The sequence below is a fragment of the Sphingomonas sp. DMC8 genome (genome assembly GCF_056314185.1).
The window spans coordinates 382,495-399,861 of the sequence record NZ_JBQUYV010000001.1; the positions used below are offsets into that span (position 1 = coordinate 382,495).

The following is a 17,367-nucleotide window of genomic DNA, read 5'->3' on the forward strand; positions in this document are numbered from 1 at the left end:
GGGGAGGGGCTGCTCGCCCGCTCACCGGTGCGCGGCGACATAGTCCAATATGTCCTGTGGCGTGCGAAACACCACATCGGGGCCGGTTGCCGCCAGCACTTCCTCGGCAGCATAGCCCCACAGCACCGCCCCGGCGCGCATGCCGACTTCGCGCGCGGCATCGACATCGCGCGTCTCGTCGCCGATCGCCAGCGCAGCGTGTGGCTCGACGCCTAGCTTGCGCAGCACGCGGCGGAACTTGGGCGCCTTGCCGAACAGCGAGGATCCGCACGCAAAGCATTCGATCTGCGCGGCATGGCGCGGCCCCAATATCGCCCGGGCATTGGCTTCCGAATTGGACGTGACGAGCGCCAGCCGTACCCCGGTGGCCACCAGCCGCTCGAGCAGGTCGGTCGTGCCGGGAAACAGCTCGATCCGGTGGGTTTCGCGGCTCACCAGCTTGCGGGTGTAGCGGGCGATCCACGGCATTTTCCAGGCCGGGATGCCCAGATAGGCGATCACTTCGCGCGAACTTTTGCGGCGAAGCAGCTCCACTTCCTCCGGCGCCACACGGCGAAAGCGGAACCGGTCGGCCAGATGGTCGACCACCGACAGGAACCAGTCGCCGCTGTCGGACAAGGTACCGTCGAAATCGAAAACGACCAGATCCACGCCTGATTGTACACCAGCCCGGGTCTGGACCGCTGCCTCAGCCATGGCTGACGCAGGTTCCATGCAGCTGGCAGGCGGCGCCGTCGCCCAGCTCGATCTGGATGGTGCAATGGTCAATGTGGAAATCGTGCGACAGCCGGTGCTGCAGATCGCTCAGGAACGCATCGCCGGGATGGCCGCCGGGAACCACGAGATGCGCGGTAAGTGCGGCTTCGGTAGTGCTCATCGGCCAGATATGGAGGTCATGGACGCGCTCCACGCCCGGCAACGCCCGCAGCATGGCTTCAACCCGGTCGCCGTCGATATGGTCGGGCACAGCCTGCAGCGCCATGGTAAGCGACTGCTTCAGCAGGCCCCAGGTGCCCCACAGGATCACCAATACCACCAGCAGGCTGACTGCCGGGTCGATCCAGCGCAGGCCGGTCCACCAGATCAGGCCACCGGCCGCCACCACGGCGGCGGAGATACCGGCGTCGGCAGCCATGTGCAGATAGGCGCCGCGAATGTTGATGTCCCCATGCCGCCCGCGCGCGAACAGCAGCGCGGTGCCCAGATTGACGGCAATGCCCACGCCGGCCACCAGCATCACCGGCAGCGCGGCGACGGCAGGCGGGTTCGACAGCCGCTCGATCGCCTCCAGCGCGATCGCGCCGATAGCGACGAGCAACAGCAGTGCATTGGCCAGTGCCGCGAGAATCGAGGAGCCGCCCAGGCCATAAGTGAAGCGAGAGGTGGCCGGGCGCTTGCCAAGCTCGGCGCCGACCCAGGCGATCAGCAGGCCCAGCACGTCGGACAGGTTGTGGCCCGCATCGGCCAGCAGCGCCATCGAATCGAACCAGATGCCCGCCCCGCCTTCGATCACCACAAAGGCAAGGTTCAGCGCGGTGCCGATCGCGAAGGCGCGGCCGAAATCGGCCGGGGCGTGCGAATGCCCATGGCTGTGGCCATGGCTGTGGCCGTGGTGGTGATGGTCGTGGTGCGCGGACATTGCAGCCTTCTTAGCGGGCGGAACTTGCACGAGGCTAGCCCGATGCGATGGAATTCAGCGCCGGCCCTTGCGGCGGCCGTCCATCAGGCTGGAAGCGGGCGGACGGATCGTCACCAGCTCGCGCCGTTCGATCACCCCGTCCTTGTTCTTGTCGAACCGCGTCCAGAGCAGGTCGAAGCGGGCGGCGAGTTCGTCGAAGGTGATATGGTTGTCGCCGTCGCGATCCACTTCGAACGGGCTGGGCAGGGTGTTGCGGTCGCCCATCCAGCGTTCGGACCAGTCCGAATAGGCGATATAGTCGATCCAGCCCTTGTGCGCGGTATCGATGCTGTCGAAGCTGTGGCGCAGTCCTGCGTCGAATTCCGCGCGCGTGACCTTGGCGTCACCATTGGCGTCAAACGCGGCGATCATCATCGCCACCGGCTCGGCGATCACCGTCGCAGCCGGCTGACCGACCGTGACAGGCGTAATCGGGTTGCCGCCCGCATCGCCTCCGGGGCGGCTATGGTCCTGGGCCGCGGCCGGTACGGCGGCGAGGAGAGCAAGCGGCAGCAAAGACAGGCGCATCCTGGACCTCATTCTTTTCGGCAAGCGCAGCGCGGGGGTGCCGTGGCGTTGGAGGCGGCGTTTGCCGCTCTTCCCTGCCGTATCGTCGCTGGGCGTGCCGCGCCAGCCCCAAGATGCCTGTGCGTGTCCGGGTGGTTCAGCCGATCGCGGCACGCGGACGAAGCCGGCCGAACAGCGCTTTCCCCGCGGCCAACAGCTTTGCCTCCGGCCCGGCGGGGCGCCCTGCCACCACCCAGAGCAGCATGAGGCAAGCGATATAAACCGCCAGCCCGATCACCGCACAGACGCACAGCCCGCAGAAAAGCGGGAAGGTGCCAAGGCCCACCAGTTCACCCCGGATCGCGAGCAACGTTGCAGCCAGCACGGCGCCAGACACCAAGGGGCGGATGCACTGCGCCATCTGACGGAGGACAGGGACGCCGATCAGCTGCTTGACGATCAGCAACGAGCGAAGCGTCAGCGCGAGCGTCGTCAATGCACGCGCCGCGATCACGCCATAAATGCCCCAATAGAGGGCGCCGAGCGTCACCAGCGGAAGCTTGATGAAAAATTCCGACGCGCTCAGCCAGACCCAGACATGTGGGCGGCGCAAGGCAGTAGCGAGCGATCCCAGCGGCGCCGTGAGGGGCGGCAGGATCAGCGTCAGGCACAGCCATTGCATCGGTTGTGCGACGCTCTGCCACTTCGGGCCGAAAGCGAAAAGGACTGCGGCATCCGACAGGAAACCCAGCCCCACCATTGCAGGTGTGCCCACCGCCAGCAATCCTACGCTCGACAGCATATAGGCAGCCCGCAGCCGTTCGGCATCGTGCCGTACCAGGTTGAAGGCCGACAGCAGCGGGCCGTAGATCGGCTGAATGAGCGCTTGTTCGGGCAGCCCGGACAAGTCGCTGGCCAGCGTGAAGGCGCCCAGGTCGTGCGCGGGAATCAGGCGCCCGAGGACAAGCTTTTCATATTGCCAATTGACCGCCGCGAAGACCTGCGCTGCCGTGGTCCAGGCGAAGAAGCCGGCGAACACCGGCCATTCCGACAGGCTGAGGCGAGGCCGATACGGGGCCACCACAAAGGAAGCGAAGCCGGAAATGGCCGGCCCGGCGATGCTGGCGCATGCAATCGCCCAATAGCTTCTGGTCTCCCAGGCGACCGCGCCGGCAATCAGCAGCGCACCGGTTTTCCCGATGATCGCGAGCAGGACATCCTTTTTGAAATTCAACTGCTGGCGGAATTTCGAAAGCACGGGGCTGCGGACGCTGCGAAACCAGGGCGTGAAGCTTATCACGGCGATCAACCCCAACAGCCGGGGGTCGCCATAGAAATGGGCGATCGGCGCTGCGGCCAGCAGCAGCAAGAAGGTGACCGCCAGCCCGCGCAACAGCGAGATGGTGAATGCCGTATCCAGATGCGCGCGCGTGATGGGACGCTGGCCGATCAGCACCTGATCGGTCGAAATTTCGAAAACGGTTTCAACGATCACCACGCAACTGAGCGCCAGCGCGACAAGGCCAAAGTCACTGGGCGTTAGCAGACGGGCCAGAATTAGTAGCGATAAAAAATCAATTAGTTTAACGGTTAGCTTACTGAATATCAGCCAAGCAGATCCCCCGGCGACATTCTTGGACAAACCTTTGACGTCGGCATTTTGGCTGGCGGGCATCGCGCTTTGGGCTCTTGTATCCATCGGCCTGCATCTTGGAGGAGGTGCCGGCAGGCGCGTGGGATATAGATTGAAACTGCTTAATAGCAGCTTCCTTGCGACAAATGGACGAGCGACGCAATCGGCGCTGCGCGCGCGCGGGGAGGACCGTCAGGGCCGTGCGGGCAACAGCAGCGAAGAGTCGCCATAGCTGTAGAAGCGATAGCCGTTCTGAATGGCATGGGCATAGGCCGCCTGCATCCGTTCCAGGCCCATCAGCGCCGATACCAGCATGAACAGGGTGGAACGGGGCAGGTGGAAATTGGTCATCAGCCCGTCGACGCCCTTGAAACGATAGCCGGGGGTAATGAAGATCGCGGTGTCGCCTTCGAACGGGCGGATCACCCGGTCCTCCCCGGCCGCGCTTTCGAGCAGGCGCAGGCTGGTGGTGCCGACGGCGATGATCCTGCCGCCCGCCGCGCGCACGGCATTCAGCCGGTCGGCGGTGGCCTGGTCGATGCGGCCCCATTCGGCGTGCATCTGATGGTCGTCGGTATCCTCGGCCTTGACCGGCAGGAAGGTGCCGGCGCCGACATGCAGCGTCAGCGTGGCATGGCCGATCCCGGCTGCCTCCAGCGCCGCCATCAGGCCGGGCGTGAAGTGCAGCGCCGCAGTGGGCGCGGCGACGGCGCCTGGCTCGGCGGCGAACATCGTCTGATAATCTTCGGCGTCGCGCTCGTCGGTCGGGCGCTTCGACGCGATATAGGGCGGCAGCGGCATCCGCCCGGCGCGTTCGAGCAGCAGCTCGACCGGCTCGTCGCCGGCGAAATCGAGCGCGAAGCTGCCGTCCGCCGCACGGTCGGAGGCGATGGCGGTCACCCCCGCGCCGAAATCGATAGCGTCGCCCGCATCCAGTCGTTTCGCATTGCGGATAAAGGCACGCCAGCGGCGCGGCCCTTCGCGCTTGTGCAGCGTGGCGCCGATCCGGGCATTGCCGCGCGTGCCTTCAAGCTGGGCGGGGATCACGCGGGTATCGTTGAACACCAGGCAATCGCCGGGGCGAAGCTGGTCCGCCAGATCGCGCACGATCGCATCGCGCGTTTCCGCGCCGTCCAGCACCAGCAGCCGCGCCGAATCGCGCGGGCTGGCGGGGCGCAGCGCGATCCGGTCGTTCGGCAGTTCGAAATCGAAAAGGTCGACGTTCACCGGGTACGGACCGGCGTCACTTCTTCTTCGGGGCCGGCTTGCGCGGGGCCGGCGCGGCCGGCGTCGTCGGCAGCAGCACCGGGGCTGCCGCAGGTGCCTGGGCGGGTGCTGCCGAATAGGGCGGCGGATTGTCCGACTGGATATAGGCGTGGAGGATCACGCTGGGGTGGGCGGGCGGCTCGCCGCGCTCGATCTTGTCGACCCATTCCATGCCGGAGACCACGCGGCCGAACACGGTATAGTCGTGGTCGAAGGTCAGCTTGGGCGCCATCATGATGAAGAACTGGCTGTTGGCGCTATTCTCCGCCTCGGTCTTCTGTTCGGGCGTGGCGTTTTCCGGTGCACCGCGGCGCGCAGCGGAAACGGTGCCGCGCACATGCGGCAGCACGCTGAATTCGGCCGGGACGTTGGGCAGATCGGAATCGCCGGTGCCGTCGCCCTTGGGGTCGCCGCCCTGGGCAATATTATAGGGATCGTCGACCACGCGGTGGAAGGTCAGGCCGTCATAGAAATGGCGACGGGTCAGCACCTTGATCCGCTCGACCATCTTCGGCGCGACATCCGGGCGCAGGCGGATCAGCACGCGGCCGCCGGTCGACAGGTCGAGCACCCAGGTATTTTCGGGATCGGCCGGCACGACGATCGGCGCGGCGCTGATCGTCGCGGAGACGCCCTTCAGCGGCTCGGCTTCCTTCTTCTGTGGGGCACGGCCCTGCGCAAGTGCGGGGGTGATAAACAGGGTGGCGGCCAGGGCAGCCATGGCGGCAACGAAACGCATCAACTTCCCCACTCGGATCCAGGAATATGCCGGCTCTAGACCAAAGCCGGCGCGCCGCAAAGCCGCGACGTGTAACAGCAGATTTCAGCCGGTGCCCTTGCGGCCCAGCTCGTACACGCGGCGGCTGACATCGGCCTCTACGCTGGGCGTGACGAACTTGCGGATGGCACCGCCATAGAGGGCGATTTCCTTCACCAGCCGGCTGGCGATCGGCTGCAGCGAAACATCGGCCATCAGGAAGACCGTTTCGATCCGGTCGTTGAGCTGCTGGTTCATGCCCGCCATCTGATATTCATATTCGAAATCGGCGACCGCGCGCAGGCCGCGCACGATGATGCTGGCATGTTCGCGCTCGGCAAAGTCCATCAGCAGCGAATCGAAACTGACCACGTCGATCTCGCCGGGAATGTCCGCGACTTCGCGCTTCACCATCGCCAGCCGCTCCTCGATCGAGAACATCGGCGATTTGGAGGGGTTGGTCGTCACGCCGATCACCAGCCGGTCGACCAGCTTGGCGCCGCGACGGATGATGTCCATGTGCCCGCGCGTGATCGGGTCGAACGTGCCGGGGTAAACGCCGATACGGGGGTGCATGGCCGGACTCCTCAGCGGTCGCGTTCAAGCGTGAAGCGGGCAATGTCGCGCAGCAGATCTGCTTCCGGACCGAAGGTGTGGAGATGGGCGATCGCCTGGTCGACCAGCATCCGCGCCTGTTCGCGCGCCCGGTCGATACCGAGCAGCGACAGGAAGGTTTCCTTGCCGCGATCGCCATCCTTTTGCAGCTTCTTGCCGACCAGCGCCTCGTCGCCTTCGGCATCGAGAATGTCGTCGGCGATCTGGAAGGCAAGCCCGACATCGCGGGCATAGCCGCGCAGGCCCGTGCGGCCCTCGGGCGGCACCCGGCCCAGGATCGCGCCGCTTTCAACCGCGCAACTGATCAGCGCGCCGGTCTTCATCGCCTGCAACCGGGTGACGGTGGCGAGGTCGAAGCTCGCCTTTTCCGCTTCCAGGTCCATCATCTGGCCGCCGGCCATGCCCGCCGGCCCGGCCGCCCGCGCAAGTTCTGCCGAAAGCTCGATCCGCACGAACGGGTCGGGATGCGTCGCGTCATGCGCGAGAATCTCGAACGCCAGCGCATGCAGGCAGTCGCCGGCGAGGATCGCCGTCGCTTCGTCGAACGCCTTGTGCACGGTCGGCTTGCCGCGGCGCATATCGTCATCGTCCATCGCCGGCAGATCGTCATGGATCAGCGAATAGACATGGATGCATTCGATCGCGGTGCCGACCCGCGCCGCGCAATTGCGGTCGACGCCGAACAGCCGCGCCGTGGCGAACACCAGCAGCGGGCGCAGCCGCTTGCCGCCGCCGATCGCCGCATGGCGCATCGCGCGGTACAGCCCCGCCCGCGGATCGTCGGGAACCGTCAGCAGGCTATCGAACTGGCCGTCGATCTCCGCGGCGACCTGGCGCAGCGCCGATTCGAGCGCGAGCGACGCGTGCGACACGCTCGCCACCGCCTCAGCCGGCCGCGAACGGGGCAGTGCCGGCGGCACGCCCCTCGGCATCGGTGCGGATCGCTTCGATCCGGGCCTGGGCAGCATCCAGCCGGGCGGCGCATTGCCGGCGCAACCGGTCGCCGCGCTCATAGAGGTCGATCGCCTCCTGCAGCTGTGCCTCGCCGCTTTCGAGACGGGCAACGATCCGTTCGAGCTCCTTCAGGGCCTCTTCGAACGAGAGTCCGGCAATATCCGCTTCCTCAACCATATTGCCGCTATGCGGCAGGCGGGGGGGCGATGGCAACCGGGGACTGGCAATCGCCCTGCGGTTAAATGGCCTGGTATGATTGCCGCACGGGCATCGCATTCCTAGCTGCCGCGTTAAGCGAGGCAAAGGAGACTCACGGCATGTTCGAAACCATCAACCCCGCCAGCGGAGACGTGATCGAGCGAATCGAAGAGCTCGACGACGCCGGCGTCGAAGCCGCGCTGGCCCGCGCCGAAAAAGCCTATCGCCACTGGCGCACGACCGCGCTTGCCGAGCGCACCGCGCTGCTTTCCGCCATTGCCGACCAATGGGAAGCGAACAAGCAGAAGCTTGCCGAAACTGCCGTGCGCGAAATGGGCAAGACCATCACGGGCGCGATCGCCGAAGTGGAAAAATGCATCAGCGGCTTTCGCCATTATGCCCAGTCCGGACCCGCCTATCTGGAACCAACGCGCGTAAAGACGCCCACCGGCCATGCCGAGGCGCGCTGGCTGCCGATGGGGCCGGTGCTGGCAGTGATGCCGTGGAATTTCCCCTATTGGCAGGTCGTCCGCTTCCTCGCGCCGACGATTCTGGCGGGCAATGTCGGCCTGCTGAAGCACGCCTCCGGCGTCCAGCGCTGCGCCGCGCTGATCGAGGAACTGGCGACCGCTGCCGGTGCGCCGGAAGGGCTGTTCCAGAACCTGCCGATCAAGTCGGACAAGGTGGAGGCGATCATCGCGGACAAGCGCGTGGTGGCCGTCACGCTCACCGGCAGCGAGGGCGCGGGCGCCAAGGTGGCGCAGGCGGCCGGCCGGGCGTTGAAGAAAGTGGTGCTCGAACTGGGCGGCTCCGATCCATTCATCGTCATGCCCTCGGCCGATCTCGACAAGGCTGCCGCGACGGCCGTTACCGCGCGCGTCCAGAATGCCGGGCAGAGCTGCATCTGCGCCAAGCGGATGATCGTCCATGCCGATGTCTATGACGCCTTTCTCGAAAAGTTCGTGGCCGGCATGCGGACTGTGGCGATCGGCGATCCGATGGACAAGGCGACCGGCATGGGTCCGCTGTCGAGCGTGCAGCAGCGCGATACCGTGCTCGAACAGGTTGCGCGTGCCACCGCAGCGGGCGCGCGGCTGGTGACGGGCGGCGAAAAGATCGAGCGGCCGGGAGCATGGATGACGCCCGGCGTGCTGACCGATCTCGACCCGGAAAGCGATGTCGCGAAGGAGGAAATCTTCGGCCCGGTCGCCGCCGTCTATCGCGTCGCGAATATCGATGACGCCATCGCGCTGGCGAACGACGTGCCCTATGGCCTCGGCTCGTCGGTGTGGACGAACGATGCCGGGGAAGTCGAGCGCTTCGCCCGCGACATCGAATCGGGGATGACCGCGGTGAACGCGCTGCTTGCCTCGACCCCCGAGGCGCCGTTCGGCGGTGTGAAGCTATCCGGCCATGGCCGCGAACTGGGGCCATGGGGGCTGCACGAGTTCATGAACCTGAAGGCCGTGATGTTCGGCGCGGGCAACAAGCCGGGCGATTGAGGGAGTAGTTATACGCCCTCCCCTCCCTGAAAGGGAGGGGAGCGATGAGGCTCACCGCCCGGCCTTCACCTCCGCCAGCAAGTCCTTGCGGCTCAGCTTGCCGACCATCGTCTTGGGCAGGCTGTCGCGGATCACCACTTCGGCGACGCGCTCATGCTTGCCGAGCTGGCGGTTGAGCCAGGTGCACATCTCGACCGCGTCGGCATGCTGCCCTTCGGCCAGCGTGACATAGGCGTGCGGCAGTTCGCCGTGATAGGCGTCCGGCAGGCCTAGCACGAGCGCCTCCTTCACCGCCGGGTGCTGGTACAGCACGGCCTCGATCTGGCTGGGGAACACCTTGAACCCGCCGACGGCGATCATGTCCTTCAGCCGGTCGACGATGCGGATATAGCCATCCTCGTCGATCAGCCCGACATCGCCGGTCCGCAGCCAGTGGTCGTCGACAAAGACATGGGCATCGGCATCGGGCCGGTTCCAATAGCCTTTCATGATCTGCGGGCCGGACACGACGATCTCGCCTGGCTCTCCCGGCGGCGGCGGCCGCGTCGGGTCTTCCTTGTCGACCAGCCGCACGCGCGTCGCGGGGATGGGCTGGCCGATCGTGCCGGGCTTGTTCAGCCCCTCATAGGGGTTGGTCGACACCACGCCGGAGCTTTCGGACAGACCATAGCCTTCGATCACCCGCGCGCCGGTGGTCTTCTCCCAGTTCGTCTTTAGCTGTTCGGATAGCGGCGCACCGCCCGAAATGCAGAAACGCAGCGAGGAGAAGTCGGACGGCTTCATCCCCGGCGCGTCGAGCAGCGCCTGGTACATGGTCGGCACGCCGGGCAGCGAGCGCGGCCGGGTGCGGCGCAGCTCGGCCAGCGCCTGGCGGGCGTTGAAGCGCGGCAGCATCACGATCTCGCCGCCCGTCACGACGGTGCGGTTGAGCACGCAGGTGTTCGCGAAAACGTGGAAGAAGGGCAGGATGCCGAGGATCTTGTCCTTCTCCTTGCCCAGGTCGGGGTCGAGCCCGGCCACCTGCCGCGCATTGGCCGACAGGTTCTGGTGCGTCAGCATCGCGCCCTTGGGCGTGCCGGTGGTGCCGCCGGTATACTGGATCAGCGCCAGATCATGCTCGGGGTCGATCTTTGGCGTGGCGCAGGTGCCGGCGTTGGCGATCAGCTGCGAAAAGGCGAGGATGCGCGGATCATGCGGGCGCGGCGCCACTTCGCTGCTGCGAAACCAGCGATAGAAGAGCGACTTGGCAGGCGGCAGCGCCCCGGCGATCGAGCCGACCACCAGCCGCTCCAGACTGCTCTTTTCCAGCACCTTCAGCGCGGTGGGCAGCAATGCCGTCGCCGACAAGGTGAACAGCAGCCTGGTGCCCGAATCGGCGACCTGCGCCGCCAGCTCCTCGACGGTGTAGAGCGGCGAGAAATTCACCACCGTCGCACCCAGTTTCAGGATGCCGTAATAGGCGGCGACATAATGGGGCACGTTCGGCAGGAACAGGCCGATCCGGTCGCCCGGGCCATAGCCCAGCGAAGCCAGCCCGCACGCGACGCGATTCGCGCCGTCCAGTGTCTCGCCATAGCTGTAGGTGCGGCCCATGAAATCGAGCAGCGGGGCTTTGGGATGGGCGGTTGCACTCGCTTCGAACAGGTCCACCATGGACAGTGGCGGGAACGCCCGATCCCACTCTCCCGGATGCCTATAGGCGGTGCGCCATGCTTGCTCAGCGTCACTCATTGACACAGGTGTAAGCAGAGGCGCGGGCGCTGGCAAGCGGCCTGGAAGATTATTGGAGCTGGCGGCTCCAGGTCACCAGCACCGAAATGGCGACTACGCCCAGGTCGATGACGGCCTGTACCCGCTGCGGCGACAGGTCTCCCATACGGTGGGTCAGGATCTGGATGTCGGCGCGGTGATGCGGGGCGGTCAGGGCCACCAGCGCAAGCGCGGCGCCACCGGCAAGCAAAAGCTTTTTCATCCGACGCGCCACAGTCTCTCTCTCCCCGCAGGGCGGCATAGTATCGTTAACGCGCCGTTCCGGCAAGCAGAGAGCCGCGGCTTAGAGACTGTTTGGGAATGCGAGGGCGGAGGGCTGGCGAGGGATTTTCTGTCGTTCGCGAGGAGCCGACCACAGCCGATGCCGGAAGCATCGGTGAGGATCGGCGACGCTGCGGTGGCGAAAAAGACCCGCCAGACCGACCCGATCGCATTCCCAAACGGTCTCTTAGGCCACATCGCGCAGGCGCTGGCGCGCCCGGTCGCGGCCTGCGGACTTCGCCTCGAACAGGGCGGCGTCGGCGCCGCGGTACAGCGCCTTCCATTCGATGTCGCTGGCCAGCGGCCCCTGGCATGTGCCGATGCTGGCCGTGACCTTCAGGTCGAACGGCATGCGCATGCCGCGCAGCCGGGCGAGCAGCGCATCGGGGTCCACCCGTGCATGCGCATGGGCAAGGATGGCAAATTCCTCGCCCCCCATCCGCGCCACCAGCGCCGTATTGGGCACCGCGCTCCGCAGCATCCGTGCGAACAGGCGCAGCACTTCGTCGCCGCCGTCATGCCCCAGCGTGTCGTTGACGCGCTTGAAATGGTCGATGTCGGCAATCAGCAACTGTTGCTCGCCCTCACGCCCGATCGCCTGGTGCAGGAAGGCGCGGCGGTTGAGCAGGCCGGTTAGCGGATCGGTATCGGCCAGGCGGCGCGCCAGCACTTCGCGGGTGATGGCGTCGTCGCGCTCGTCGCGCAGGAACTTGATCCGATGGGCGACCGCCATGGCGGAAAGCTGCGCTTCGACCATCATCGACAGGATGGTCGAATTGTCGAGCCAGAAGCTCCAGGGAAGGAAATGCAGCGCGGCTGCCACCCGTACCAGCCCCAGCAGGATCGGCGTGCTCCACGCGATGCTGAACAACCACAGGAAATGCGAACGCTGTCGCCAGGCGGCGGCGATCATCGGCGCGACAATGGCGATCAGCCCGCCGATGCAGACCGTGTAGATCAGGTCCACCAGGCGCAGGTCGATCGCACCGAAGGTCACCACCAGCGCGCCCGACACTGGCACCACCGCAGCGGCGACTCGCATCCCCCGGTCCAGCCAGGGCGTCATCACCCGCTGTTCGAAGAAGCTGCGCGTGAACAGCGCGGCGGCAGCGGCAGCCAGGCTCATGAACAGATAGTTGAGCCGCAGCCTGTCGTTATTGGCGATTTCCGGCAGCGCCCATGCCAGCAGTCCGGACGAGCTGACGGCATAGGCCAGCATCGCCCCCATCAACGCGCAATAATGGAGCTGAAACCGGTGGCGCATCGCGCACCACAGCGCGAGATTATAGATGATCAGCGCCACGCTCATGCCGCCAAAGCTGGCGTAGAGCAGCGCCATCCAGAGATTGGCCCTTGCAACCTGCTCCGGCGTCGTCAGCCGCGCGTCCATCACAATGCCGCGGACATTGGCGGCGCCTTCGACATGCCACAGGATGCGTACCAGCGGCGTATCGCGCACGGGCACCGGCAATTCGGCAAAGGCGCCAAGCTGTATCCAGGGGGTGATGCCGCGATCATCGGTTCGCCAGGTGCGGACGGCGCCATCGGCATAGAGCATCTGCACCGTCAGGTTCGTCTGCCACAGGCTGGCAAAGCGCAGCCGCAAGGGGTGTGCCCAGCTCGATCGCTGTCCGATCGGCGTACTGATCGCCCAGAAACTGCCAGCGCCCATGCGATATTGCGGCGTCGAACAGTCAAAGGCGGCCGGATGGCGGATCAGCTCGGCAGGCGACTGGCCCGTGTCGCGGAGAATGCAGGTCGCGATCGATTGACCCGCCATACCCGCTTGGGCATGTGCCGGCAACGCGCCGAACAGGGCAATGCCCAGCGCGAGGTGGAACAAGCGTTGAAACCAAGCGATACCCATCGGGACGTCGCTACGCCTTGATGACGAACAAGACGTAAATGGCTTTCACAGCGGAAAATTTTTCGCGTTTGGATCGAATCTCCCGGGGGCGGGAGCGGTGGATGGAACAAGGATTGTAATGGCCGCCAGTGCGAATCTGCCCCAGGGACAGGCTAATCGTCTCGAAGTCGTCGACGTGCTGCGCGGTTTCGCGCTGATGGCACTTTTTCTGGTGCATATCATCGAGAGCTACGAACTCTTCTGGGTGCACGAAAAACCCGGGATCATCACCGAAGTCGTATTTTCGCTGTTCATGGGCAAAAGCTTTTCGTTGCTTGCCCTATGCTTTGGCTTCAGCTTCTTCATCTTGATGGATCGTGCTGCGGCGCGCGGCGTGGATTTTACGGCCCGCTTCGCATGGCGTTTGCTGATTCTGGAAGTCATCGGCTTCTTGCATGCGCTGATCTATCGCGGCGACATCATGCAGACGCTGGCGGCGATGGGATTCGTGCTGCTGCTGCTCCACCGGATTCGCGACAATCGCGTGCTGCTGGCGGGCGCTGCCTTCTGTTTTCTGGGCCCGTCGCTGATCGTGCAGATGGTCGCGGCGGCGTCCGGGGCGGCCTGGGCGAACGGGCCGGCGCAATCTTCGGTCGATCCGGGAATGCCGATCTATCTGGGCGGTACCTGGTGGGAGGCGCTGCGCGTGAATCTCTGGGCGGGCCAGCTGCCCAAATACTGGTTTTTCCTCGAATATGGCCGGCTGGTGCAGATACTGGGCCTGTACCTGCTGGGCATGGTGCTGGGGCGCACCGGCTTCTTTGCCGATCTGCCGCGCAGCCGCCCCTGGCGCGGCTATGCGATGGCGGGGGCGGCGGTGCTCGCACTGGCGCTGTACTGGGGGCGTGAGCCGTTGCGGCTGGCCTATGCCGCGCTCGGCACCGGCGCCGCCTCGGAACGGGCCTTCTGGGCACTGATCAACATGTGGCTCGATCTGGCGGGAACGGCCTTTTGGGGACTGTTGCTGATCGCGCTGTTCGAGGGGCGCGGGCGCTGGCTGGTCCATCCGCTCGCCGCGCCGGGGCGGCTGACGCTTACCTTCTACATTGCCCAGTCGGTGGTGTTCGTGCCGCTTTTCTATGGCTTCGGGCTCGGGCTCTACAACCAGTGGGATGCCACCACCCGGCTATGGGTGGGGCTGGGGGCGATCGCGTTCCAGATTTGGGCGGCAAATCTGTGGCTGCGGCATTTCTATTACGGGCCGATCGAATGGGTGTGGCGGTCGCTTACCTATCTTCGCCGCGACATCCCGTTCCGCCGCAAGCCGCAGCCGGAGCCGGCCGCCGCGTGACACCCGGCAATCTTGCGCCTGTGAATGTTGTTGCGGCGCAACAAAATAATAATCGCGCGCAAGACTGTCATTTTCACGCCTGCCAGCTGTAATCGATCGATCATTACCCTGCCGCGCCACGGGAATAGAGGCGCTGTCGAACCGGCAAAGACCGGACGCGACGGTGGTCGCACCCCATGTTCGGCAGGAGTATTACCATGAAGCGTTCGATTTTGATTGCCGCCGCTCTTGTTTCGATTGCGGCCGTACCGGCCCGCGCGCAGGATGACGACGCAGCGCCGACCGTGCATGTTCGCTACAATCCCGGCGATCTTCTGGACAAGGCTGGCCGCGAGGCGTTTCACCGCCGGGTGATGCACGCGGTCACCCAGATGTGCCGCTTTGACGACAAGGGCGCGCTGGTGCCGTCGGGGCAGGAAATGGCGTGCCGCCAGGTCGCGGTGCGCAATGCCCGCCAGCAGGTGGAACTGGCAGTATCGATGGCGACCCGCGACCGTCAGCTCGCCAGCGCGAACCGCTGATCCTTCGGCCTCGGCCGACAAGAAAACGGCCCCGGGGAGGCGATCCCCAGGGCCGTTTCCGTTTCCGTTACCTTCCCGCTCAGGCCTTCGCGGCCTCGGCCTTCTTGCCCTTTTTCGGCTTGGGCGCGGCGGGCGTGATTTCGAAGGCCAGCGCATTGTCCTTCAGCTTCACGCTCACCTCGCCGCCATGGACGAGCTTGCCGAACAGCAGTTCCTCGGCCAGCGGCTGCTTGATCTTCTCCTGGATCAGGCGACCCATCGGCCGCGCGCCGTAGAGCTTGTCATAGCCGCGGTCGGTCAGCCACTGGCGCGCCTCGTCGTCGAGCTGGATGTGGACGCCGCGATCCGACAATTGCAGTTCGAGCTGCAGGATGAACTTGTCGACCACGCGGGCAACCACTTCCGGCGGCAGATAGCCGAACGGCACGATCGCATCGAGGCGGTTGCGGAATTCCGGGGTGAAGAGGTTCTTCACCGCTTCCTCCTGCACGTCCTCGCGGCTGATATTGCCGAAGCCGACGCTTTCCTTCGCCATGTCCGACGCACCGGCATTGGTGGTCATGATCAGGATGGTGTTGCGGAAATCGACGGTCTTGCCGTGGTGGTCGGTCAGCTTGCCGTTGTCCATCACCTGCAACAGGATGTTGAACAGGTCCGGATGCGCCTTCTCGATTTCGTCGAGCAACAGCACCGAATGCGGATTCTGGTCGACCGCGTCGGTGAGCAGGCCGCCCTGGTCATAGCCGACATAGCCAGGAGGGGCGCCGATCAGCCGGCTGACCGAGTGGCGCTCCATATATTCGGACATGTCGAAACGCTGGAGCGGAATGCCGAGCAGGTTGGCAAGCTGCTTCGCCACTTCGGTCTTGCCCACGCCGGTCGGGCCGGAGAACAGATAGTTGCCGATCGGCTTGTCGGGATCGCGCAGGCCGGCACGGCTCAGCTTGATCGCCGAGCTGAGCACTTCGATGGCCTTGTCCTGCCCGAACACGACGCGCTTCAGATCCTGCTCGATATTGGCGAGCACGCGGGTGTCGTCCGACGAGACGGTCTTGGCCGGGATGCGGGCCATGGTCGCGATGACCTGCTCGATCTCCTTGGGCGTGATGACCTTCTTGCGCTTGGACGGCGGCACCAGCATCTGCATCGCGCCGACTTCGTCGATCACGTCGATCGCCTTGTCGGGCAGCTTGCGGTCGTTGATGTAGCGCGCCGACAGTTCCACCGCCGACTTGATCGCATCGGGCGTGTACTTCACCGAATGGTGCTGCTCGAACGCCGAGCGCAGGCCGGCCAGGATCTTCACCGTATCCTCGACCGACGGCTCGTTGACGTCGATCTTCTGGAAACGGCGCAGCAGCGCGCGGTCCTTTTCGAAATGGTTGCGGAATTCCTTGTAGGTCGTCGATCCGATGCAGCGGATCGTGCCACCCGACAGCGCCGGCTTGAGCAGGTTGGAGGCATCCATCGCGCCGCCGCTGGTCGCCCCTGCGCCGATCACGGTGTGGATCTCGTCGATGAACAGCACCGCGTGCGGCATCTTTTCGAGTTCGGAGACGACCTGCTTCAGCCGCTCCTCGAAATCGCCGCGATAGCGGGTGCCGGCGAGCAGCGCCCCCATGTCGAGCGAATAGATCACCGCATCCTTCAGCACCTCGGGCACTTCGCCTTCGATGATCTTGCGGGCCAGGCCTTCGGCGATGGCAGTCTTGCCCACGCCGGGATCGCCCACATAGAGCGGGTTGTTCTTGCTGCGCCGGCACAGGATCTGGACGGTGCGGTCAACCTCGGCCGCGCGGCCGATCAGCGGATCGACCTTGCCGATCTTCGCCTTTTCGTTGAGGTCGACGGTGAATTGCTTGAGCGCGCTCTCACCCTTGCCCGTCTTCGCCTCCTGTTTGCTCGCCTTGTCCTCCTCGGCGCCCTTGGGCGGGGTCGCTTCGGTCGGCGTGGTGCCGCCCTTGCCGACGCCGTGGCTGATGAAGCTGACGGCATCGAGGCGGCTCATATCCTGCTGCTGCAGGAAATAGACGGCATAGCTCTCGCGCTCGCTGAACAGCGCGACCAGCACATTCGCGCCGGTCACTTCGTCGCGGCCCGAGGACTGGACGTGCAGGATCGCGCGCTGGACGACGCGCTGGAACCCGCTGGTGGGGGAAGGATCGGTGGCATTGTCCACCTTCAGCGCTTCCAGCTCGGTATCGAGATAGTGCGCGACGGTATTCTTCAGTTCGCCCAGGTCCACCCCGCACGCGCTCATCACTTTCGACGCATGTTCATCGTCGACCAGCGCGAGCAGCAGATGCTCGAGCGTCGCATATTCGTGCCGGCGCGAGGACGCAGCCTCGAGCGCCTTGTGGAGGGTGGCTTCGAGAGCGGAGGCGAAACTAGGCATTCGGATACAACTCCAGTCGGGCCTTTGGGATGCCAGGCCCTTGGTCCCTTATGTCGGGAGGGCAGGGCGCCGCATCAAGCGCCATGGCCCCGCACCGGAACTTCGTGGCATAT

The 17,367-nt window shown here is 65.4% G+C and carries 16 protein-coding genes; 3 read left to right on the forward strand and 13 right to left on the reverse strand.

Annotated features, from left to right (window positions below; genetic code table 11):
* Positions 1 to 21: 21 nt before the first annotated feature.
* The 9 genes from ACT53K_RS01790 to ACT53K_RS01830 form a co-directional block, all read right to left on the reverse strand.
* The gene (locus tag ACT53K_RS01790) at positions 22 to 651 is read right to left on the reverse strand and encodes an HAD hydrolase-like protein (RefSeq protein WP_476226812.1); all 630 of its coding nucleotides are present in this window, start codon (positions 649 to 651) and stop codon (positions 22 to 24) included.
* A gap of 37 nt (positions 652 to 688) precedes the next feature.
* A complete protein-coding gene (locus ACT53K_RS01795; protein WP_476226813.1) occupies positions 689 to 1,639 on the reverse strand; it encodes a cation diffusion facilitator family transporter in 951 nt (316 codons plus the stop codon).
* 54 nt (positions 1,640 to 1,693) lie between these two features.
* Positions 1,694 to 2,206 (reverse strand): EF-hand domain-containing protein, encoded by a 513-nt coding sequence (locus tag ACT53K_RS01800; protein ID WP_476226814.1) that lies wholly within the window; start codon positions 2,204 to 2,206, stop codon positions 1,694 to 1,696.
* Positions 2,207 to 2,342: 136 nt separating this feature from the next.
* Positions 2,343 to 3,860, reverse strand: a complete 1,518-nt coding sequence (locus ACT53K_RS01805) for an oligosaccharide flippase family protein (protein WP_476226815.1) — start codon at positions 3,858 to 3,860, stop codon at positions 2,343 to 2,345.
* Between the two features lie 150 nt (positions 3,861 to 4,010).
* A complete protein-coding gene (gene queA / locus ACT53K_RS01810) occupies positions 4,011 to 5,045 on the reverse strand; it encodes a tRNA preQ1(34) S-adenosylmethionine ribosyltransferase-isomerase QueA (RefSeq protein ID WP_476226816.1) in 1,035 nt (344 codons plus the stop codon).
* A 16-nt stretch (positions 5,046 to 5,061) separates the two neighbouring features.
* The gene (locus tag ACT53K_RS01815; RefSeq protein WP_476226817.1) at positions 5,062 to 5,823 is read right to left on the reverse strand and encodes a peptidylprolyl isomerase; all 762 of its coding nucleotides are present in this window, start codon (positions 5,821 to 5,823) and stop codon (positions 5,062 to 5,064) included.
* 84 nt (positions 5,824 to 5,907) lie between these two features.
* Positions 5,908 to 6,417: a pantetheine-phosphate adenylyltransferase gene (coaD, locus tag ACT53K_RS01820; protein ID WP_476226818.1), complete on the reverse strand. Its 510-nt coding sequence runs from the start codon at positions 6,415 to 6,417 to the stop codon at positions 5,908 to 5,910.
* Between the two features lie 11 nt (positions 6,418 to 6,428).
* Positions 6,429 to 7,328, reverse strand: coding sequence for a polyprenyl synthetase family protein (locus tag ACT53K_RS01825; protein WP_476226819.1), 900 nt, complete (start codon positions 7,326 to 7,328; stop codon positions 6,429 to 6,431).
* A 13-nt stretch (positions 7,329 to 7,341) separates the two neighbouring features.
* Complete coding sequence (locus ACT53K_RS01830; protein WP_476226821.1) at positions 7,342 to 7,587, reverse strand: exodeoxyribonuclease VII small subunit; 246 nt, start codon at positions 7,585 to 7,587, stop codon at positions 7,342 to 7,344.
* A 140-nt stretch (positions 7,588 to 7,727) separates the two neighbouring features.
* Between ACT53K_RS01830 and ACT53K_RS01835 the strand changes: the two genes are divergently transcribed.
* Entirely contained in the window at positions 7,728 to 9,110 is a 1,383-nt protein-coding gene (locus ACT53K_RS01835) for an NAD-dependent succinate-semialdehyde dehydrogenase (protein WP_476226822.1), read from the forward strand.
* A 51-nt stretch (positions 9,111 to 9,161) separates the two neighbouring features.
* On the opposite strand, the gene ACT53K_RS01840 is transcribed toward ACT53K_RS01835, so the two are convergent.
* The 3 genes from ACT53K_RS01840 to ACT53K_RS01850 form a co-directional block, all read right to left on the reverse strand.
* Positions 9,162 to 10,841, reverse strand: coding sequence for an AMP-binding protein (locus ACT53K_RS01840; protein WP_476226823.1), 1,680 nt, complete (start codon positions 10,839 to 10,841; stop codon positions 9,162 to 9,164).
* Between the two features lie 49 nt (positions 10,842 to 10,890).
* Entirely contained in the window at positions 10,891 to 11,082 is a 192-nt protein-coding gene (locus ACT53K_RS01845) for a hypothetical protein (protein ID WP_476226824.1), read from the reverse strand.
* A 246-nt stretch (positions 11,083 to 11,328) separates the two neighbouring features.
* On the reverse strand, positions 11,329 to 13,008 hold the full coding sequence (locus tag ACT53K_RS01850; protein WP_476226825.1) for a GGDEF domain-containing protein: 1,680 nt from the start codon (positions 13,006 to 13,008) through the stop codon (positions 11,329 to 11,331).
* Between the two features lie 118 nt (positions 13,009 to 13,126).
* On the opposite strand from ACT53K_RS01850, the gene ACT53K_RS01855 reads away from it, so the two are divergent.
* On the forward strand, positions 13,127 to 14,338 hold the full coding sequence (locus tag ACT53K_RS01855) for a DUF418 domain-containing protein (protein WP_476226826.1): 1,212 nt from the start codon (positions 13,127 to 13,129) through the stop codon (positions 14,336 to 14,338).
* A 197-nt stretch (positions 14,339 to 14,535) separates the two neighbouring features.
* Complete coding sequence (locus ACT53K_RS01860; protein WP_476226827.1) at positions 14,536 to 14,859, forward strand: UrcA family protein; 324 nt, start codon at positions 14,536 to 14,538, stop codon at positions 14,857 to 14,859.
* Between the two features lie 79 nt (positions 14,860 to 14,938).
* On the opposite strand, the gene clpA is transcribed toward ACT53K_RS01860, so the two are convergent.
* Positions 14,939 to 17,254, reverse strand: a complete 2,316-nt coding sequence (clpA, locus tag ACT53K_RS01865; RefSeq protein WP_476226828.1) for an ATP-dependent Clp protease ATP-binding subunit ClpA — start codon at positions 17,252 to 17,254, stop codon at positions 14,939 to 14,941.
* Positions 17,255 to 17,367 lie beyond the last annotated feature (113 nt).

Coding starts and splice junctions, on each gene's coding strand:
- ACT53K_RS01795 (WP_476226813.1), bottom strand. CDS start 1,639: ATGTCCGCGCACCACGACCATCACCACCACGGCCACAGCCATGGCCAC.
- ACT53K_RS01800 (WP_476226814.1), bottom strand. CDS start 2,206: ATGCGCCTGTCTTTGCTGCCGCTTGCTCTCCTCGCCGCCGTACCGGCC.
- ACT53K_RS01805 (WP_476226815.1), bottom strand. CDS start 3,860: ATGCCCGCCAGCCAAAATGCCGACGTCAAAGGTTTGTCCAAGAATGTC.
- ACT53K_RS01815 (WP_476226817.1), bottom strand. CDS start 5,823: ATGCGTTTCGTTGCCGCCATGGCTGCCCTGGCCGCCACCCTGTTTATC.
- coaD (WP_476226818.1), bottom strand. CDS start 6,417: ATGCACCCCCGTATCGGCGTTTACCCCGGCACGTTCGACCCGATCACG.
- ACT53K_RS01830 (WP_476226821.1), bottom strand. CDS start 7,587: ATGGTTGAGGAAGCGGATATTGCCGGACTCTCGTTCGAAGAGGCCCTG.
- ACT53K_RS01835 (WP_476226822.1), top strand. CDS start 7,728: ATGTTCGAAACCATCAACCCCGCCAGCGGAGACGTGATCGAGCGAATC.
- ACT53K_RS01840 (WP_476226823.1), bottom strand. CDS start 10,841: ATGAGTGACGCTGAGCAAGCATGGCGCACCGCCTATAGGCATCCGGGA.
- ACT53K_RS01845 (WP_476226824.1), bottom strand. CDS start 11,082: ATGAAAAAGCTTTTGCTTGCCGGTGGCGCCGCGCTTGCGCTGGTGGCC.
- ACT53K_RS01850 (WP_476226825.1), bottom strand. CDS start 13,008: ATGGGTATCGCTTGGTTTCAACGCTTGTTCCACCTCGCGCTGGGCATT.
- ACT53K_RS01855 (WP_476226826.1), top strand. CDS start 13,127: ATGGCCGCCAGTGCGAATCTGCCCCAGGGACAGGCTAATCGTCTCGAA.
- ACT53K_RS01860 (WP_476226827.1), top strand. CDS start 14,536: ATGAAGCGTTCGATTTTGATTGCCGCCGCTCTTGTTTCGATTGCGGCC.
- clpA (WP_476226828.1), bottom strand. CDS start 17,254: ATGCCTAGTTTCGCCTCCGCTCTCGAAGCCACCCTCCACAAGGCGCTC.